This window comes from Dyadobacter sp. LHD-138, assembly GCF_030929615.1.
Taxonomy (GTDB): Bacteria; Bacteroidota; Bacteroidia; order Cytophagales; family Spirosomataceae; genus Dyadobacter.
The window spans coordinates 49,442-63,983 of record NZ_JAVFVU010000006.1; the positions used below are offsets into that span (position 1 = coordinate 49,442).

14 protein-coding genes are annotated in these 14,542 nt (G+C 43.9%); 11 read left to right on the top strand and 3 right to left on the bottom strand.

Going from position 1 to position 14,542, the window contains the following annotated elements:
* Nucleotides 1-265: 265 nt before the first annotated feature.
* Nucleotides 266-856 carry a crossover junction endodeoxyribonuclease RuvC gene (gene ruvC / locus RB622_RS05760; RefSeq protein WP_308045582.1) on the bottom strand — a complete coding sequence of 197 codons (591 nt, stop codon included), beginning with the start codon at nt 854-856 and terminating at the stop codon, nt 266-268.
* Between the two features lie 7 nt (nt 857-863).
* Between ruvC and RB622_RS05765 the strand changes: the two genes are divergently transcribed.
* From RB622_RS05765 to RB622_RS05805, 9 genes are all read left to right on the top strand, one after another.
* The gene (locus RB622_RS05765; protein ID WP_308045583.1) at nt 864-1,865 is read left to right on the top strand and encodes a lysylphosphatidylglycerol synthase transmembrane domain-containing protein; all 1,002 of its coding nucleotides are present in this window, start codon (nt 864-866) and stop codon (nt 1,863-1,865) included.
* Between the two features lie 44 nt (nt 1,866-1,909).
* Complete coding sequence (locus tag RB622_RS05770; RefSeq protein WP_308045584.1) at nt 1,910-3,061, top strand: glycosyltransferase; 1,152 nt, start codon at nt 1,910-1,912, stop codon at nt 3,059-3,061.
* Nucleotides 3,062-3,182: 121 nt separating this feature from the next.
* Nucleotides 3,183-3,410 (top strand): hypothetical protein, encoded by a 228-nt coding sequence (locus RB622_RS05775; RefSeq protein ID WP_308045585.1) that lies wholly within the window; start codon nt 3,183-3,185, stop codon nt 3,408-3,410.
* 200 nt (nt 3,411-3,610) lie between these two features.
* Entirely contained in the window at nt 3,611-3,826 is a 216-nt protein-coding gene (locus tag RB622_RS05780; protein ID WP_308045586.1) for a hypothetical protein, read from the top strand.
* A 200-nt stretch (nt 3,827-4,026) separates the two neighbouring features.
* The gene (locus RB622_RS05785) at nt 4,027-4,932 is read left to right on the top strand and encodes a helix-turn-helix transcriptional regulator (RefSeq protein ID WP_308045587.1); all 906 of its coding nucleotides are present in this window, start codon (nt 4,027-4,029) and stop codon (nt 4,930-4,932) included.
* Nucleotides 4,933-5,034: 102 nt separating this feature from the next.
* Nucleotides 5,035-6,504 (top strand): TolC family protein, encoded by a 1,470-nt coding sequence (locus RB622_RS05790; RefSeq protein WP_308045588.1) that lies wholly within the window; start codon nt 5,035-5,037, stop codon nt 6,502-6,504.
* A gap of 60 nt (nt 6,505-6,564) precedes the next feature.
* The gene (locus RB622_RS05795) at nt 6,565-9,798 is read left to right on the top strand and encodes an efflux RND transporter permease subunit (protein WP_308045589.1); all 3,234 of its coding nucleotides are present in this window, start codon (nt 6,565-6,567) and stop codon (nt 9,796-9,798) included.
* Nucleotides 9,799-9,813: 15 nt separating this feature from the next.
* Nucleotides 9,814-10,944, top strand: a complete 1,131-nt coding sequence (locus RB622_RS05800; RefSeq protein ID WP_308045590.1) for an efflux RND transporter periplasmic adaptor subunit — start codon at nt 9,814-9,816, stop codon at nt 10,942-10,944.
* Between the two features lie 254 nt (nt 10,945-11,198).
* On the top strand, nt 11,199-12,491 hold the full coding sequence (locus tag RB622_RS05805) for a voltage-gated chloride channel family protein (protein ID WP_308045591.1): 1,293 nt from the start codon (nt 11,199-11,201) through the stop codon (nt 12,489-12,491).
* Here RB622_RS05805 and RB622_RS05810 read toward each other — a convergent pair.
* A complete protein-coding gene (locus RB622_RS05810) occupies nt 12,488-12,778 on the bottom strand; it encodes a GNAT family N-acetyltransferase (protein ID WP_308045592.1) in 291 nt (96 codons plus the stop codon). The two genes, RB622_RS05805 and RB622_RS05810, sit on opposite strands and share 4 nt — an antisense overlap.
* Before the next feature lie 223 nt (nt 12,779-13,001).
* Here RB622_RS05810 and RB622_RS05815 point away from each other — a divergent pair, with 223 nt between their 5' ends.
* The gene (locus RB622_RS05815) at nt 13,002-13,166 is read left to right on the top strand and encodes a lmo0937 family membrane protein (RefSeq protein ID WP_308045593.1); all 165 of its coding nucleotides are present in this window, start codon (nt 13,002-13,004) and stop codon (nt 13,164-13,166) included.
* Nucleotides 13,167-13,363: 197 nt separating this feature from the next.
* Nucleotides 13,364-13,663 carry a hypothetical protein gene (locus tag RB622_RS05820; protein WP_308045594.1) on the top strand — a complete coding sequence of 100 codons (300 nt, stop codon included), beginning with the start codon at nt 13,364-13,366 and terminating at the stop codon, nt 13,661-13,663.
* Between the two features lie 41 nt (nt 13,664-13,704).
* On the opposite strand, the gene RB622_RS05825 is transcribed toward RB622_RS05820, so the two are convergent.
* Nucleotides 13,705-14,388 (bottom strand): arylesterase, encoded by a 684-nt coding sequence (locus tag RB622_RS05825; RefSeq protein ID WP_308045595.1) that lies wholly within the window; start codon nt 14,386-14,388, stop codon nt 13,705-13,707.
* Nucleotides 14,389-14,542 lie beyond the last annotated feature (154 nt).

The following is a 14,542-nucleotide window of genomic DNA, read 5'->3' on the forward strand; positions in this document are numbered from 1 at the left end:
CGTTTGTTTGATTTTACTAAACAAACGTTTGATTTATTCAACCAATCATCGGATAAATACCATTAAAAAAATTTTAATGTCTGTTAAACCTTGAAAATAGAGGGATAGCGTCGTACGGGAAAGCAGAGATTTTTGTGACAGGACAATAACTTAAAACAAACTATAACCACACACTGATCCAGTGGTCGTTACAAAATATAGCGATCACAATTTAAACTGGAAGTTTTGCTGCAACATGTATTGCAACAAAACTAAAAACCGTAATTTATTTAATTCTCGAAGGATTTTCGCTGACAAAAGCGCCCCAGCCACCTTTTTTAGATTTTTTACCCCCCCTCGAAGACGACGCAGCGGCGGCAGGAGAATTGGCATGATAATGGTGACAAATCGCGATGGCAATACCGTCGGTGGCATCCATGAATTCTTTACTCAATTCCATTTTCAATATTTTTTCAAGCATATAAGCGACCTGTTCCTTGGAGGCTGCGCCACTTCCGGTTACGGACTGCTTTACTTTTTTAGGAGAATATTCGACAATAGGAATGTCCCGGGCCAGCGCTGCCGCCATGGCAACACCCTGCGCACGGCCCAATTTAAGCATGGATTGTGGGTTTTTACCATAAAACGGATCTTCAATGGCCATCTCATCAGGAAGGTAGTCATCAATCAGCTGTGAGATACGCTCAAAGATTTTCTTCAACTTCAACTCGTGAGTAGTATATTTGCTGAGATGAATAACACCGTATTGAACCAAAGTAATGTGCTGTCCTTTTACCGATATCACACCGTAACCCATCACCTGCGTGCCAGGATCCACACCAATGATCACCTTTTCGGTAGCGTCAGCTTGCTGCATTTTTATCATGGTGCAAGATAAGCAACTCTCTACTTCAAAAGAAAAAACAACCTGGCAAAAGCTTTTTTGGCTGGGCAAGCTTGCGGTTACCCTTTTGATTCTGAGCTATATTTATAAAACATTTCAAAGCGAACAAAAAGGTATTGGGGATATCGGAGCTGTTTACAGGCAAATCCTGGCCGAAAATCACCTTATTACCTTATTGATCATGTTATTTCTGGTTCCATTAAACTGGGCATTGGAAAGTCTGAAATGGCAAAGACTGGCAAACAAGGCGGTTTCTATTACATTCCGGGAAGCCTTTCGCGGCACATTAACAGGCCTGGCCGTGGGCGTAGCCGCTCCTGCGCAGCTGGGCGATACGATAGGCCGTGTTGCGGCGCTTAGGTCGGATGATCGTTTGAAAGCCATTGGGGCGGCCGTTGTTTCCAACGGAATTCAGTTTTATGCTTCCCTGATCTTTGGCGGTTGGGGGCTGGCCTGGATCGGCAATAAACTGGGTATCGACACTTCGGGCAAAAACATGCTTTATGCGCTTTTGACCACACTGTGCTTGCTCGGAATCATTATTGTTTTATTCCGTAAACGGCTTACAAACTGGCAACCCAACAGAGCTTTCCTTACCAGGGCACTCTCCTATTTCCGGATCATCGGCGCCTACACGGGTACCGATCTGCTGGTCGCGACCAGTTATGGCATGCTCAGATATCTGGTATTTTTGTCACAATTTTTACTCGCCTTATCACTCTTTGACTTTCCCATGTCGCCTATCGATCTGGCGGCATGTGTAGCCCTGATATTTCTTGCAAAAACACTTATCCCGGCCATTAACGTTCTTGGAGATCTGGGTCTTAGGGAGTTTACCGCGCTATTTGTCTTTAAACAATATAATCTGCCGCCAGAGCAGGTCATTGCGGCCACTTTTTTGGTCTGGACGATCAACGTACTCGGGCCGATACTGATTGGGATATTCTTAATTTGGAAGTATAAATGGAAAAGTTTGAAGTGATCTGCCGTTAAACTTATCCCAAGGAAAATTTAAAAAATTAATGAATGATTGAACAATACGTCGCTTCCTGGCTCGTGCCGGTGTTATGGATACTGATCGTGAGTTACGCCCTATTCACGATTGCCCTAATGTGCCTTTGGAGGCTTCTGCCCCTGTATGCCAAAAGTAAAACAGATAGCGATGCCTTCATTTCTGTCATCATTCCGGTTCGTAATGAACAGGAAAATATCCTGAACCTGCTGAAAGACCTGGAAAAACAATCATTTCCATTGAAGCAATTTGAAGTACTGATTATGAACGACGGCTCCACGGACAACACCGCCGGGCTCGTGAAAAATTTCAGTCAACATTCAGCCTGTACGATACATCTTATAACGCTTCCTGACACACCGACAACTTCTCCCAAGAAAAGAGCGATTGAAACGGCCATAGCACATGCAAAGGGAAACCTTATTGTTACCACCGATGGCGATTGTCGCGTACCGGCGGGCTGGCTTCGGGCTATTGCTCATTGCCATAATCGCACAAAAGCCAAATTAATCAGTGGCCCTGTAACATTTACCACCGAAACTTCTTTTACCGATCATTTACAGACGGTAGAATTTTCAAGTCTGATAGGCAGTGGCGCCAGTGCCATAGCGGCGGGTTTCCCTTCACTTTGCAACGGAGCAAATCTGGCTTATGAAAAGCAGGCCTTTATAGAAGTAAATGGTTATGACGGTGTCCGCCATGTTGCCTCCGGTGACGATGAGTTTTTGATGCACAAAATCTCAACCAGATACCCCGGACAAGTCACTTTCCTCAAATCATCCGACGCCGTCGTTGCCACCCAGCCACACAAACAATGGTCGTTGTTTTTTAAACAGAGAAAACGCTGGGCCAGCAAATGGAAACATTACCAAAGCAAAACGCCGCTGATCCTGGCGCTTTATGTCTTTTCCTGCAACCTGGCGCTCATTCTCAGCCTTGCGCTGTGGTTTTCGGGGAACTTATCGACTGGTAGCTTCCTGACGTTATGGTTGATCAAGTGTGTCCCCGAATGGTTATTTCTTGGTACAATTCTACACTTTTTAAGAAAAAGTGTATCAATTCTCTTCATCCCGGTCACCCAGATTTTCTATCCTTTCTATGTATGTTTTTTCGGTTTAGCGGCACAAAAGCCCGAATATGAGTGGAAAGGCCGAAAACTGGTCTGAATTATCGAAAAAACAAGTCCTAAAAAAGGTTTGGCACGATTTTCTCTTATACTATCCTCACAGCATAAGATCAGGAATGACTACCCCTCTTTTCTGAAAGTTTAACCATCTTGAAAACACCATGAAAAGTTTAATTTCATTTTCCATACGTTGTTTTGACGCACTGCTTTGGTCTGTCGGGCTATCGTGCGTTGTTTTGGTTTTGGCGGTTGGATTTTACGTGTGCTGGACAACTCCGTTTGGAAAACCTCAAACAAAGCAAATCGTTAGCGTAACAAAGGCTGAAAAGCCAAAATTTGAAGAAAAAATCGTCGTGCTGGATAAAAATACGATTTACGCGGGGCGCTGATTATAACAGGCTCTTTCAATGTATTCCTGCCTCGATTTTAAAATTGATAAAGGCCATTCCAACCCCGCATTGACAATTATTTTGAAGTTAACATACCATTAAGTTCTATAAACTTGTAGAATTAAATCTATATCGCTTGACATTAGTCCGTCAATTTCGTAAGTTTAACTATACAAACCTCAAACTTAACTTGGAATGTTATGAGCGAGAACCCACTAATTCCACGTTCGACAGCAGACGGCTATTCTTCTAACCCGCCGGGGAAGAAAAACAAGACCTATGTATGGAAACCCAAAAATGACATTCGCATCAATGAGCTTGCCAGGTGCATCAATTTCGTTACACACCCGATTTGTCATGATCTCGACAAAATCGATCCTGATTGCCTAAGGCATTTTGAAGTCTTTGAATCTTAAAAAGTTCCGGTTCGGCTATTGATTCGTTGTTTTTAGGTATTTCCCGCAAAATTTACTCAGCGGAATATGCATCAAATTCTCAATTCAGAGATACGGATGTATATTCCGCTGACTGCGTTAAAAATTAATTTAATATTAAAATCCCCAATTACACCCTGTCAAATTTTGTAGCTAATATTTGAATTTCATAGCTTTATGAAATGATAGAAAGTGAGTCAATAGCGGATTTTTACAAAACCCACCCGGCAGCAAAACAGGCTCCCGTCGATACCATTCCCGTACACCAGCAGCAAGAACATTTTAATGTATTTTCCCGGAAATTTTGTAATCGTTACAACGCTTACAGCCGCAGGGACTATTACAAAATTTCGCTGATCATCGGTAAAGGAAAATTGCTCTACGGCGGCACGAAAATTGACATAAATCAGAACGCCCTTGTGTTTTTCAACAGGAACGTCCCCTACTCCTGGGAAACATTTTCGGAACAGCAATCGGGTTATTTCTGCCTCTTCAATGACGATTTCCTGAACGGGATGAACCGTACAAAAAATTTCATGGATCTCCCTGTTTTTAAAAATGATACCATTCCGGTTTATTTCATTAACGAATCGCAACAGGAATACTTACTGGATCTATACCAGAAAATGGCCGTCGAAATGGAATCAAGTTACATTTACAAGTATGACCTGATAAAAAACTATGTAAATCTGATCATTCATGAGGCCGTAAAAATGCAAGCTTCCGGAGCTGGTGATAATCACGTTAATGGTTCGAGCCGGATTACTTCATGTTTTACAGAACTTATGGAACGACAATTTCCGATTGACTCCCCAGAGCATCAGTTACAGCTTCGCACGGCCAGGGACTATGCCCAAAGACTGTCGGTACACATCAACCACCTGAACCGTGCGCTCAAAGAAGTAACCGGAAAGACTACAACGGAACACATAACGGAGCGACTGATACAAGAATCAAAGATATTATTAAAAAACTCCAATTGGAGCATCTCGGAAATCGCCTACTGTCTGGGATTTGAATATCCTGAGTACTTTAACAACCTTTTCAAAAAACAAACCGGAATAACACCAAACTCGTTCAGGAAATGATTGTTTGAATTTTATAGTTTATTGTTTGAAATACATAAGAATAAGTAAGACAGCTCATATTACTTTTGCATCTCAAGAATACCCTTTTAGAAAATGATTAAAATGAAATTTATTTTCGTAGCAGATCCCCCCAAGACTTTATTAATCTTTCGACATTTCCGATATCTCCCATATTTATTAAAACGCAACGGGCTTTTCCTTGCACTGCTGACGGCAGCGGTTTTCGTTACGGCAACAACCAGCGCCCAGATACTAACCCTACACGACGCCATTGCCACTGCAAAAAGTAATTATGGCAGTCTGAAAGCAAAGGCCAATTATGTTAATGCTTCCAAGGCCATAGTGCAGCAAAGTATCAAAGATTATTTACCAAACCTTAACCTTTCGCTGCAACAGGATTATGGCACTGTCAACGGGCAAAACGGTCCGTTATACGGTCTGGGTGGTTTAGGTGTGGCCTCATCCGGCCTTCCGCTGGCGAGCCAAAACTGGAACTCAGCATTTGGAGCGCTTTATCTGACCAACGTAAACTGGGATTTCTTTGCTTTTGGCCGTGCACGTGAAAAAATTAACGTAGCCAAATCTGCCGTGATCCGCGATGAAAGCGACCTGGGCCAAGAATTATTCCAGCACGAAATTCGCGTTGCCGGTGCTTATCTCAACCTGCTGGCCGCTCAGAGGCTGACAAAATCATGGCAAAATAACCTGACCCGCGCTACTGCAATAAAACAGGTTGTGGTAACAAGAGCTAAAAACGGCCTTATCGCCGGTGTGGATTCTTCGCTTGCGAATGCCGAAGTAAGTAATGCGAAAATCGCCATTACGAGAGCCCGGGATTTTGAGCAGGAACAGGCCAACAGACTTGCCATTCTGATGGGCGTCGACCAGCAGGAATTCGTCCTGGACACCCTTTTCATTTCCAAAATACCGATTTCATTCAGCGATTCGATCAACGGACCGAATGAAAATCATCCGCTTCTCCAATACTATTCAAACCGGATTGCACTCAGTAACCAACAGGCAAAATATTACCATACGTTGAGTATGCCCGTGTTTTCAGCTTTTGGTATATTCCAGACGAGAGGCTCGGGCTTCAATGCCAATTATGCACAGGACCAGCATTCTTACACGGGAAGTTTCACGGAAGGTATAAAACCGGTAAGGTCCAATTATCTTTTGGGTGTTGGTGTTGTTTGGAACATGACCAATGTTTTGCGTATCAGGCATCAGGTATTATCCCAAAAATTTGTTTCAAATGCCTTGCAAAATGAATACGACCTGGTGGATCAACAGATCAAAAATCAGCTTCTTTTGTCTAACAACAAGATAAAAAATGCGATGAGTAATTATCAGGAAGCACCTGTTCAGATCAAATCGGCAACGGACGCCTATATCCAGAAAAGCACGCTTTATAAAAATGGCCTGAGCAACATTGTTGACCTGACCCAGGCGCTGTATATTTTAAACAGGGCTGAGACCGACCGAGATATCGCTTACAGCAATGTATGGCAGGGGCTTTTGCTTAAAGCAGCAGCCACCGGAGACTTTAATTTATTCACCAGCAGTTTTTAGAATCGTTGTGAAGCAGGCATTATAACGTATCCCTTCCTTCATAACCTCTTCCCCCATTATATGGAATTAATAAGAAGTGCACTTCGCAAACCCATCTCAATTTTAGTGCTTGTTGCCGGGATGTTCTTTTTTGGAATCAACGCGGCGCGAACCATTAAAATAGATATTTTCCCGGCAATGGACTTGCCGGTCATTTACATATCGCACCCTTTTGGCGGGTTTACACCGAACCAGATGGAGGCGTATTTCGGTAAACCTTATGTCAATATATTTCTTTTTGTAAACGGTTTAAAAAGTGTACAAACCAAGAATATTCAGGGTTTGACACTGATGAAACTGAGTTTTTACGAAGGCACAAATATGGCGCAGGCGGCCGCTGAGCTGAGCTCATTCTGTAACAGGATGCAAAACTCGTTCCCACCGGGATCCCAGCCTCCTTTTATTATCAGGTTCGATGCTTCGACATTACCGGTTGGCCAGTTGGTTTTCAGCAGCCCGACCCGTTCAAACAACGAACTGCTGGATCTCGCCCACGTATATGTACGATCCTCCTTCACCTCGATTCCGGGACTCATTTCGCCGCCACCTTTTGGAGGAAACCTGCGCACCATACTGATTAAGGCCGATCCCCAGCTGCTTCGCTCACACAACCTGACGCCCGACCAGCTGGTGGAGGCGATCCGGTTGAATAACCAGGCTACACCGGCAGGAAATGTGCGGATCGGAGACAAAAATTATCTGACACCTGCAAATACTTCCATCAAAAATGTGGAAGATTTTGGCGCCATCCCGCTATTTAAAGGAAGTGTGCAAAATCTTTATCTCCGGGATGTTGCGACAATTGAAGACGGCGCTGACTTAACTGCCGGCTATGCGCTCGTAAACGGAAAAAGGTCCGTCTATCTCCCAATCGCCAAATCGGCCGATGCATCAACCTGGGAAGTTGTTCAAAACCTAAAAAAGGCCTTGCCAAGATTCCAGAGCCTGCTTCCGGATGATGTAAAAATTTCCTACGAATTTGACCAGTCAGCGTATGTAATCAATGCCGTTGAAAGTCTTATCACAGAAGGCGCAATAGGCGCTATACTGACGGGAATCATGGTATTGCTGTTCCTGGGCGATCCGCGTGGTGCACTTATTGTAATCCTGACCATCCCGACCTCGATCATCGCAGGGATCCTTTTCCTGAAATTATTCGGGCAAACCATCAACATCATGACGCTGAGCGGACTTTCCCTTGCCATTGGGATCCTCGTGGATGAGTCAACCGTGACCATTGAAAATATACACCAGCATCTGGATATGGGAAAACCCAAGGCTCTGGCCATCTGGGATGCCTGTAAAGAAATCGCGTTTCCAAAACTTCTCATCCTGTTGTGTATTCTGGCTGTTTTTGCACCTGCGTTTACGATGACGGGTATACCGGGCGCACTTTTCCTGCCACTTGCACTGGCCATCGGATTTTCCATGCTGGTTTCTTATCTGTTGTCGCAAACCTTCGTTCCGATAATGGCCAACTGGCTTATGAAGGAACATAAGCACAAAAAACCATCTGATTTATCCATAGGCGGTACTGAAAATGATACCTGGGATCAAAAGAAGGAAATGGCTGAACATGATCACTTTAACACCAACAAGAAAGTAAGTGGATTTGACAAATTCAGAAATCGTTTTATGGCGATGCTGGATAAGCTTCTGCCCCGAAAAAAGCCGGTTGTCATTGCTTATGTGGTGGTAATTTCTGCTTTTGCCGGATTCTTATTGCTTAATATCGGCAGGGATGTACTGCCCAAAGTAAACGGCCGTCAGTTCCAGCTACATATCCGCGTCGCCGATGGAACCCGTATTGAACGTACCGAAGAAAAACTGCTTCAAACCATCGGACTTCTCGAAAGTGTTGTGGGCAAGGAAAATATTTCAATTACTTCCGCTTTTGTCGGTATGCACCCCGCCCAGTTTTCCACAAACCCGATTTACCTTTTTACCAGCGGGCCTCATGACGCCATTCTTCAGGTGAGTTTAAAAGGAGATTATCATGTAAACCTGGATGATCTTAAAGAAAGTCTGCGGAACAAAATGAAGCAGAACTTACCGGATGTAAAAGTTTCCTTTGAACCGATCGAGCTGACCGACAAAATCCTGAGCCAGGGCTCCCCTACACCGGTTGAAGTCCGGATCATGGGTAAAAATAAAAAGCAAAATGAAGAATACGCAAATAAACTGTCAGCCAAATTACAGCAGATCAATTTCCTTCGGGACGTCCAGATTGCTCAGCCCCTTCATTATCCGGCCATCAATATCGATATAGACAGAACCCGTGCCGCCCAACTTGGTGTTGACATGTCCGACATTTCACGCTCTCTGACCGCATCCACGTCCTCCTCTCGTTACACCGAGAAAAACGTTTGGCTGGATCAAAAGATTGGGTTGAGTTATGCCGTTCAGGTGCAGATTCCTGAAAACAAAATGAACAGCATTAACAGCATCGGTGAAATTCCGGTTCTGAAAAACAATTCGAGACCGGTACTCAGCGATGTTGCATCCATCAAAATGGATACGACCTACGGAGAAAACGATAACCTGGGTGCCATGCCAATACTCTCTGTTACGGCCAATCTGCATAAAACAGATTTGGGAACCGCTACCAAAGAAGTGCAGGCTGCTATTGCTTCGCTGGGTGAACTGCCGCGCGGGTTAACGATCGAACCGATCGGATTAAGCAATGTGCTAACCGAGACTCTGGACAGCCTTCAGTCGGGACTTGGTGTGGCAATCGTGGTGATATTTTTAATGCTTGCCGCCAACTTTCAGTCTTTCAAGGTTTCCCTGGTTGTACTCACCACCGTACCCGCTGTATTACTAGGAGCACTTGCCATGTTGACTATTACCGGATCTACCTTAAATTTGCAATCCTATATGGGTATCATCATGTCGGTTGGGGTATCCATTGCCAACGCCGTACTGCTGGTGACCAATGCTGAAGAACTACGAAGACACAACGGGAATGCCTTGTTGTCGGCAAAAGAGGCTACGGCCCTGCGCCTTCGTCCAATTTTAATGACCAGTGTTGCGATGGTTGTAGGTATGATACCGATGGCTGCCGGATTTGGTGAGGGCGGAGATCAGGCATCACCGCTGGCAAGAGCCGTGATCGGCGGGCTTATTGCTTCTACTTTCTCTGCGCTGATTATTCTGCCATTGGTTTTTGCCTGGGTTCAGGAAAAAACATCGACAGCTTCGGTTTCCCTGGATCCCGAGGATAAGGACAGCAAATATTATATACCTGCTCACTAATTCAAAACATTCACGATGCAACCAGCTCCTAAATATTCAACCATAAACAGTGTGATCTTTGCTTTCCTTGTTGCCACCGCAATCGGATGCCAGACCAGCGCTGAAGAGAAAGAGCACAAAAACGGCGAGGCCCCGGTTGAAGCGCCCGCAGTACCTGTCACCGAAACTTTTTCTTTGAAAAAAGAAGACCTTTCCACCGCATTTCACACGCCGGGAGAGCTGATCTCTTTTCAGCAGGTGGATTTGTATGCGCGGGAAACCAGTTTTGTAAAAAAGCTTTATGCGGACGTGGGAACAGAGGTTAAGGCCGGACAACTGCTGATCTCGATGGAAGCGCCGGAACTGAATTCACGTTTGGCTGGTGCCGAGTCAAGAGCAAAAGCGCAGGAAGCTGCTTACATTGCCAGTAAAGCCAATTATAGCCGTCTTTTGGAAACAAGTAAAACACCGGGGACGATTTCTCAAAACGACCTGGATCAGGCCCTTGCACGCATGGATGCAGATCATGCACAGCTGCAATCTGCCCAGGCCGGTCAAAAGGAAATTAGTGCAACCAAAAATTATCTTGAAGTGAGGGCGCCATTTGCCGGGATCATTACGGCAAAAAATGTGAGTTTGGGTGCCTACGTGGGGCCATCCGGCAAAGGTTCCGAATTCCCCTTGTTTACTTTGCAGGATCAAAAGAAAATGCGTCTTGTGGTTTCCATTCCGGAAGCTTACGTGGGTTATGTTAACAATCAGACTGAAATTAAATTTTCCGTAAAAGCATATCCCAACCAGGAATTCACAGCAAAAGTGAAGCGTATGGCCGGAGCTCTTGATACAAGACTTCGTTCAGAACGTGTTGAAATGGATGTGATCAATCTTGATAAAAAACTTCTGCCGGGTATGATTGCAGAAGTAGCTATACCGTTAGCCTCCAAATCCAGTTCTTTCGTCATTCCAAAATCAGCGCTTGTCAATTCGATGGAAAGGGTTTTTGTTGTGAAAATTATAGATAAAAAAGCGGTTTGGATTGATGTCCAGAAGGGCCGGGAAACGGATGGTAGTGTCGAGATTTTCAGTGACAGTTTAAAAATAGATGATCAGCTGGTGAAAACAGCCAGCGAAGAAGTAAGAAATCACTCAACGCTGACCATTAAGTAAATAGCGATCGGCGACAATAACTTTAAAATTCCTGAAACGATATTGATGCTATTGTTTCAGGAATTTTCTTTTTAAGCCTTTTATTCTTTTTTAACAGCTGAATGTAGTCCGGCAAAAGACGATTATACTATATTTGTGTCACAAAGGAAATAGTGTCTTCCTATCTGAACCGCCCTGAAAAGCTGATGGCGCCTGGTAATTTTTAATGAAAATCATTATATACCAGGATCATTATGTCTGTACCAAAACAAAAAATGTCGCCAATTCATCTGCAAAGGAGCTTCTCTTTATTTTTATTCAATCAGAAATTTCCGACATCCGGGTATATCATAAAATGGCTGTTTCTTTGCAGCGTTCTGTCCATTTGCGTAGGCTCTGCTTCTGCTTTTTTCCTGGCATCGCTCCAATGGGCGACCGAACTACGAGAATCGCAGCGCTGGCTTATCACGCTGCTGCCGGTTGCCGGTTTTTTAATCGGGTTGCTCTATTATCATTTCGGCAAAGAAGTGGAAGCCGGAAACAATCTGTTAATTGATACGATACACAACCCAAAAGAGTTTATTCGGTTTCGTATGGCACCTTTTGTATTGATCGGGACCCTTACCACACATATTTTCGGAGGATCTGCCGGGCGTGAAGGCACGGCATTGCAAATGGCCGGGGCTATTGGTGAACAGTTTTCCCGACTTTTCAAATTAAGTGTCAATGACCGAAAAATCCTTCTGGTCTCAGCGATCAGCGCCGGTTTTGGCTCTGTTTTCGGCACGCCACTGGCCGGTGCTGTTTTCGGGCTCGAAGTATTTCTAATCGGAAGGTTACGGTACGATGCTATTTTCCCGGCCTTCATGGCGGCTATTCTGGCCAGTCTGGTTACGGATGCATGGCAGGTAGCGCACACACATTATCACATTTCACTCATCCCCAAAGTTTCCGTCCCTACGATTTTATACAGCATTCTCGCCGCGGTTGCATTCGGTATCACCGCAGCTGCTTTTAGCAAAGCGATAGGTTATTGCGCCCGTTTTTTCAAATCGACGGTAAGTTACGCCCCCTTACGACCTTTTGTGGGTGGTATTATCGTCGCACTGGCGGTATGGCTGCTGGGAACAACAAAATACATTGGCCTGGGGATCCCTACTATTTTGCTTTCATTCGACCAGAATCTGCCGCCCTACGATTTCCTGCTTAAAATCATTTTTACGGTCATCACGCTGAGTGCAGGATTTAAAGGCGGAGAAGTAACGCCCTTATTTTTTATAGGTGCAACACTCGGAAACGCGCTTTCCTACTTTATACCGCTTCCCGTCGGACTCCTGGCAGGCATGGGTTTCGTTGCCGTTTTTGCGGGCGCCACCAACACCCCTCTGGCCTGCACCCTGATGGCAATCGAGCTTTTCGGCAGCGAATGCGGCATTTACGTTGCCATTGCCTGTGTGGTGTCCTATCTGTTTTCGGGAAACAACAGTATCTATCACGCCCAGGTTATCGGCGAGCCCAAAAACCTGATTTTCAAAGATTATTCCGGCAAAAAAATCAAGGATATTTAATTGTGCGCCACCAGTCTTTTCCATTCCGGATGACGCTCTAGATAAGCCAACACATACGAACAGCGGGGAACAATTTGTCTACCCTGCGCTTCCAGGTATTCAAGTGTTTTGGTGACCATGACCGAAGCTACACCTTTCCCTTCCAGTTCAGGAGCCACTTCGGTATGAATTAAATAAACCAGTTCATACTTAATCACATAATCAATAAAAGAACGGTAGCCATCGACCACAAATTCAAAATTGTGGAGCTCCTTATTATCTGTCAACGCAATATCTTCGTATTTCATCACTTGCATTATCCTGTTAATTTTCAGTCGAATATATGCTATCGATTTCCGAAAAACAACTGCGAACGATACTGAGTGTTTTTTTCTACAACTACACTCCCATCATACACCTAAAATCACAATTTCCGGTCAAACAAGAGCAATAACCATTAAAAACAGCGTTGGCACTTAAATTGAATGTGCGTCATCAAACATCTTATTATCAAACCAACTTACTACCACCATGGGAAATCTTCTTTATACAATAGCCGTTATTCTGGTCATTCTATGGCTGATCGGTTATTTTGGCTTTGCCAGTTTCGGAATAGGCAACATCATTCACATACTGCTGGTCATCGCTATTATTGCAGTAATCCTGAGGGTGATACGTGGAGACCGAGTGGTTTAGAAATACTTCATCAATAAATATTGGCTCAGGATCTTAAATGGTTCTGAGCTTTTTTGTACCGTTATGCTTAAGAGCCTATTACAATTTAATCCCTTTTTACTAAATTAAAGCCGGTATATGCTTAGGAAATCCTAACGGCTTTTTAAATTCAGTGTAAAATTTAAAAATAAACCCCAATTAAAGACTTAATCCACGACATGAAGGAATATGTAAAATGCAGGCATGAAAATGGATTTTTCCTGTTTGATACGATCGAGAAGTACCCGGAAGATGTGGCCGACGAAATCCTGGATGAATTCGTAAAACAGGATCTGGAAGCCATTATTTACAAAACTTCGGAGGATCACCAGTTTCAGGTAACCGGCAGGATTAAAGAAGATTATATCAAGTTTATGCTCAATAATGAAGACGACGACCCTGTTATTTTTAAAATGAATAAGATTAAAAAAAATCTTGATCATAAAATCCAGGGAGTGGTATTCAATAAGATGGATTGAAACGCGAAAAAATCACCAACTCCGTTTGGATAGGCGGATTTTCAAAGAATATCTTTTAACGATTTCCAGACTGTTTCTGCCACAATTTTATGCCCCTCCACCGTTGGATGAATACCATCGGGAAGATTTAGCTTTGGTTCTCCTCCGACGTTCTGAAGAAGAAATGGGATCAGTGTGATGTTATTTTTCGCAGCGAGTTCCGGGTAAACATTTTTAAAATCGGTAATGTAGGTTTTACCCATGCTCGACGGCATTTGCATGCCAGCCAGGACCAGTTTCGCATCAGGATATTTTGCTTTCACCTTATCCAGAATCGATTGCAGATTCTTTTTGGTTTCACTGACGGGAATTCCTCTAAGACCATCATTTCCACCTAGTTCGAGTACAAACACATCCACCGGTTGCTTTAAGATCCAGTCGACACGGCTATTGCCGCCAGCCGAAGTTTCACCGCTAACACCTGCATTAACTACCTTATAATCAAGCCCGAGCGAGTCTATTCTTTTTTGTGTTAATCCCGCAAAACCCTGCGTCGGGTCATCCAGCCCGTAAGCCGCGGTAAGACTGTTACCAAAGAAAAGAATTGTTTTTGTCTTCTTTTCCGAAGCCTGTTTTACAGCCGTTGCCGGTTCGCCCTGGCCTGGTTCAGTTTTTTTATTACCGTTACACGCTGCAATCAAAACAACCAGAATGAGCAAGCGTGTATATGAAAAAAATAATTTCATGTAGCGAAAATGATTTTAGATTCCGTGCTGATGATTTATTGAAAATACAATTTTATAGCCTTTAACTTTGTAAATGCCCATCATCAACATGTAAAAATATAATATTAATGATTTATATTTCCTGTTAGGTAACAAACCTGGCAGATTATTGTGG

Bases quoted from the DNA above. Each gene is read 5' to 3' on its own strand.
- RB622_RS05805 (WP_308045591.1), top strand. From the start codon at position 11,199: ATGTCGCCAATTCATCTGCAAAGGAGCTTCTCTTTATTTTTATTCAAT.
- RB622_RS05800 (WP_308045590.1), top strand. From the start codon at position 9,814: ATGCAACCAGCTCCTAAATATTCAACCATAAACAGTGTGATCTTTGCT.
- RB622_RS05825 (WP_308045595.1), bottom strand. From the start codon at position 14,388: ATGAAATTATTTTTTTCATATACACGCTTGCTCATTCTGGTTGTTTTG.
- RB622_RS05780 (WP_308045586.1), top strand. From the start codon at position 3,611: ATGAGCGAGAACCCACTAATTCCACGTTCGACAGCAGACGGCTATTCT.
- RB622_RS05795 (WP_308045589.1), top strand. From the start codon at position 6,565: ATGGAATTAATAAGAAGTGCACTTCGCAAACCCATCTCAATTTTAGTG.
- RB622_RS05765 (WP_308045583.1), top strand. From the start codon at position 864: ATGGTGCAAGATAAGCAACTCTCTACTTCAAAAGAAAAAACAACCTGG.
- RB622_RS05775 (WP_308045585.1), top strand. From the start codon at position 3,183: ATGAAAAGTTTAATTTCATTTTCCATACGTTGTTTTGACGCACTGCTT.
- RB622_RS05770 (WP_308045584.1), top strand. From the start codon at position 1,910: ATGATTGAACAATACGTCGCTTCCTGGCTCGTGCCGGTGTTATGGATA.
- RB622_RS05810 (WP_308045592.1), bottom strand. From the start codon at position 12,778: ATGAAATACGAAGATATTGCGTTGACAGATAATAAGGAGCTCCACAAT.
- ruvC (WP_308045582.1), bottom strand. From the start codon at position 856: ATGCAGCAAGCTGACGCTACCGAAAAGGTGATCATTGGTGTGGATCCT.
- RB622_RS05815 (WP_308045593.1), top strand. From the start codon at position 13,002: ATGGGAAATCTTCTTTATACAATAGCCGTTATTCTGGTCATTCTATGG.
- RB622_RS05820 (WP_308045594.1), top strand. From the start codon at position 13,364: ATGAAGGAATATGTAAAATGCAGGCATGAAAATGGATTTTTCCTGTTT.
- RB622_RS05790 (WP_308045588.1), top strand. From the start codon at position 5,035: ATGAAATTTATTTTCGTAGCAGATCCCCCCAAGACTTTATTAATCTTT.
- RB622_RS05785 (WP_308045587.1), top strand. From the start codon at position 4,027: ATGATAGAAAGTGAGTCAATAGCGGATTTTTACAAAACCCACCCGGCA.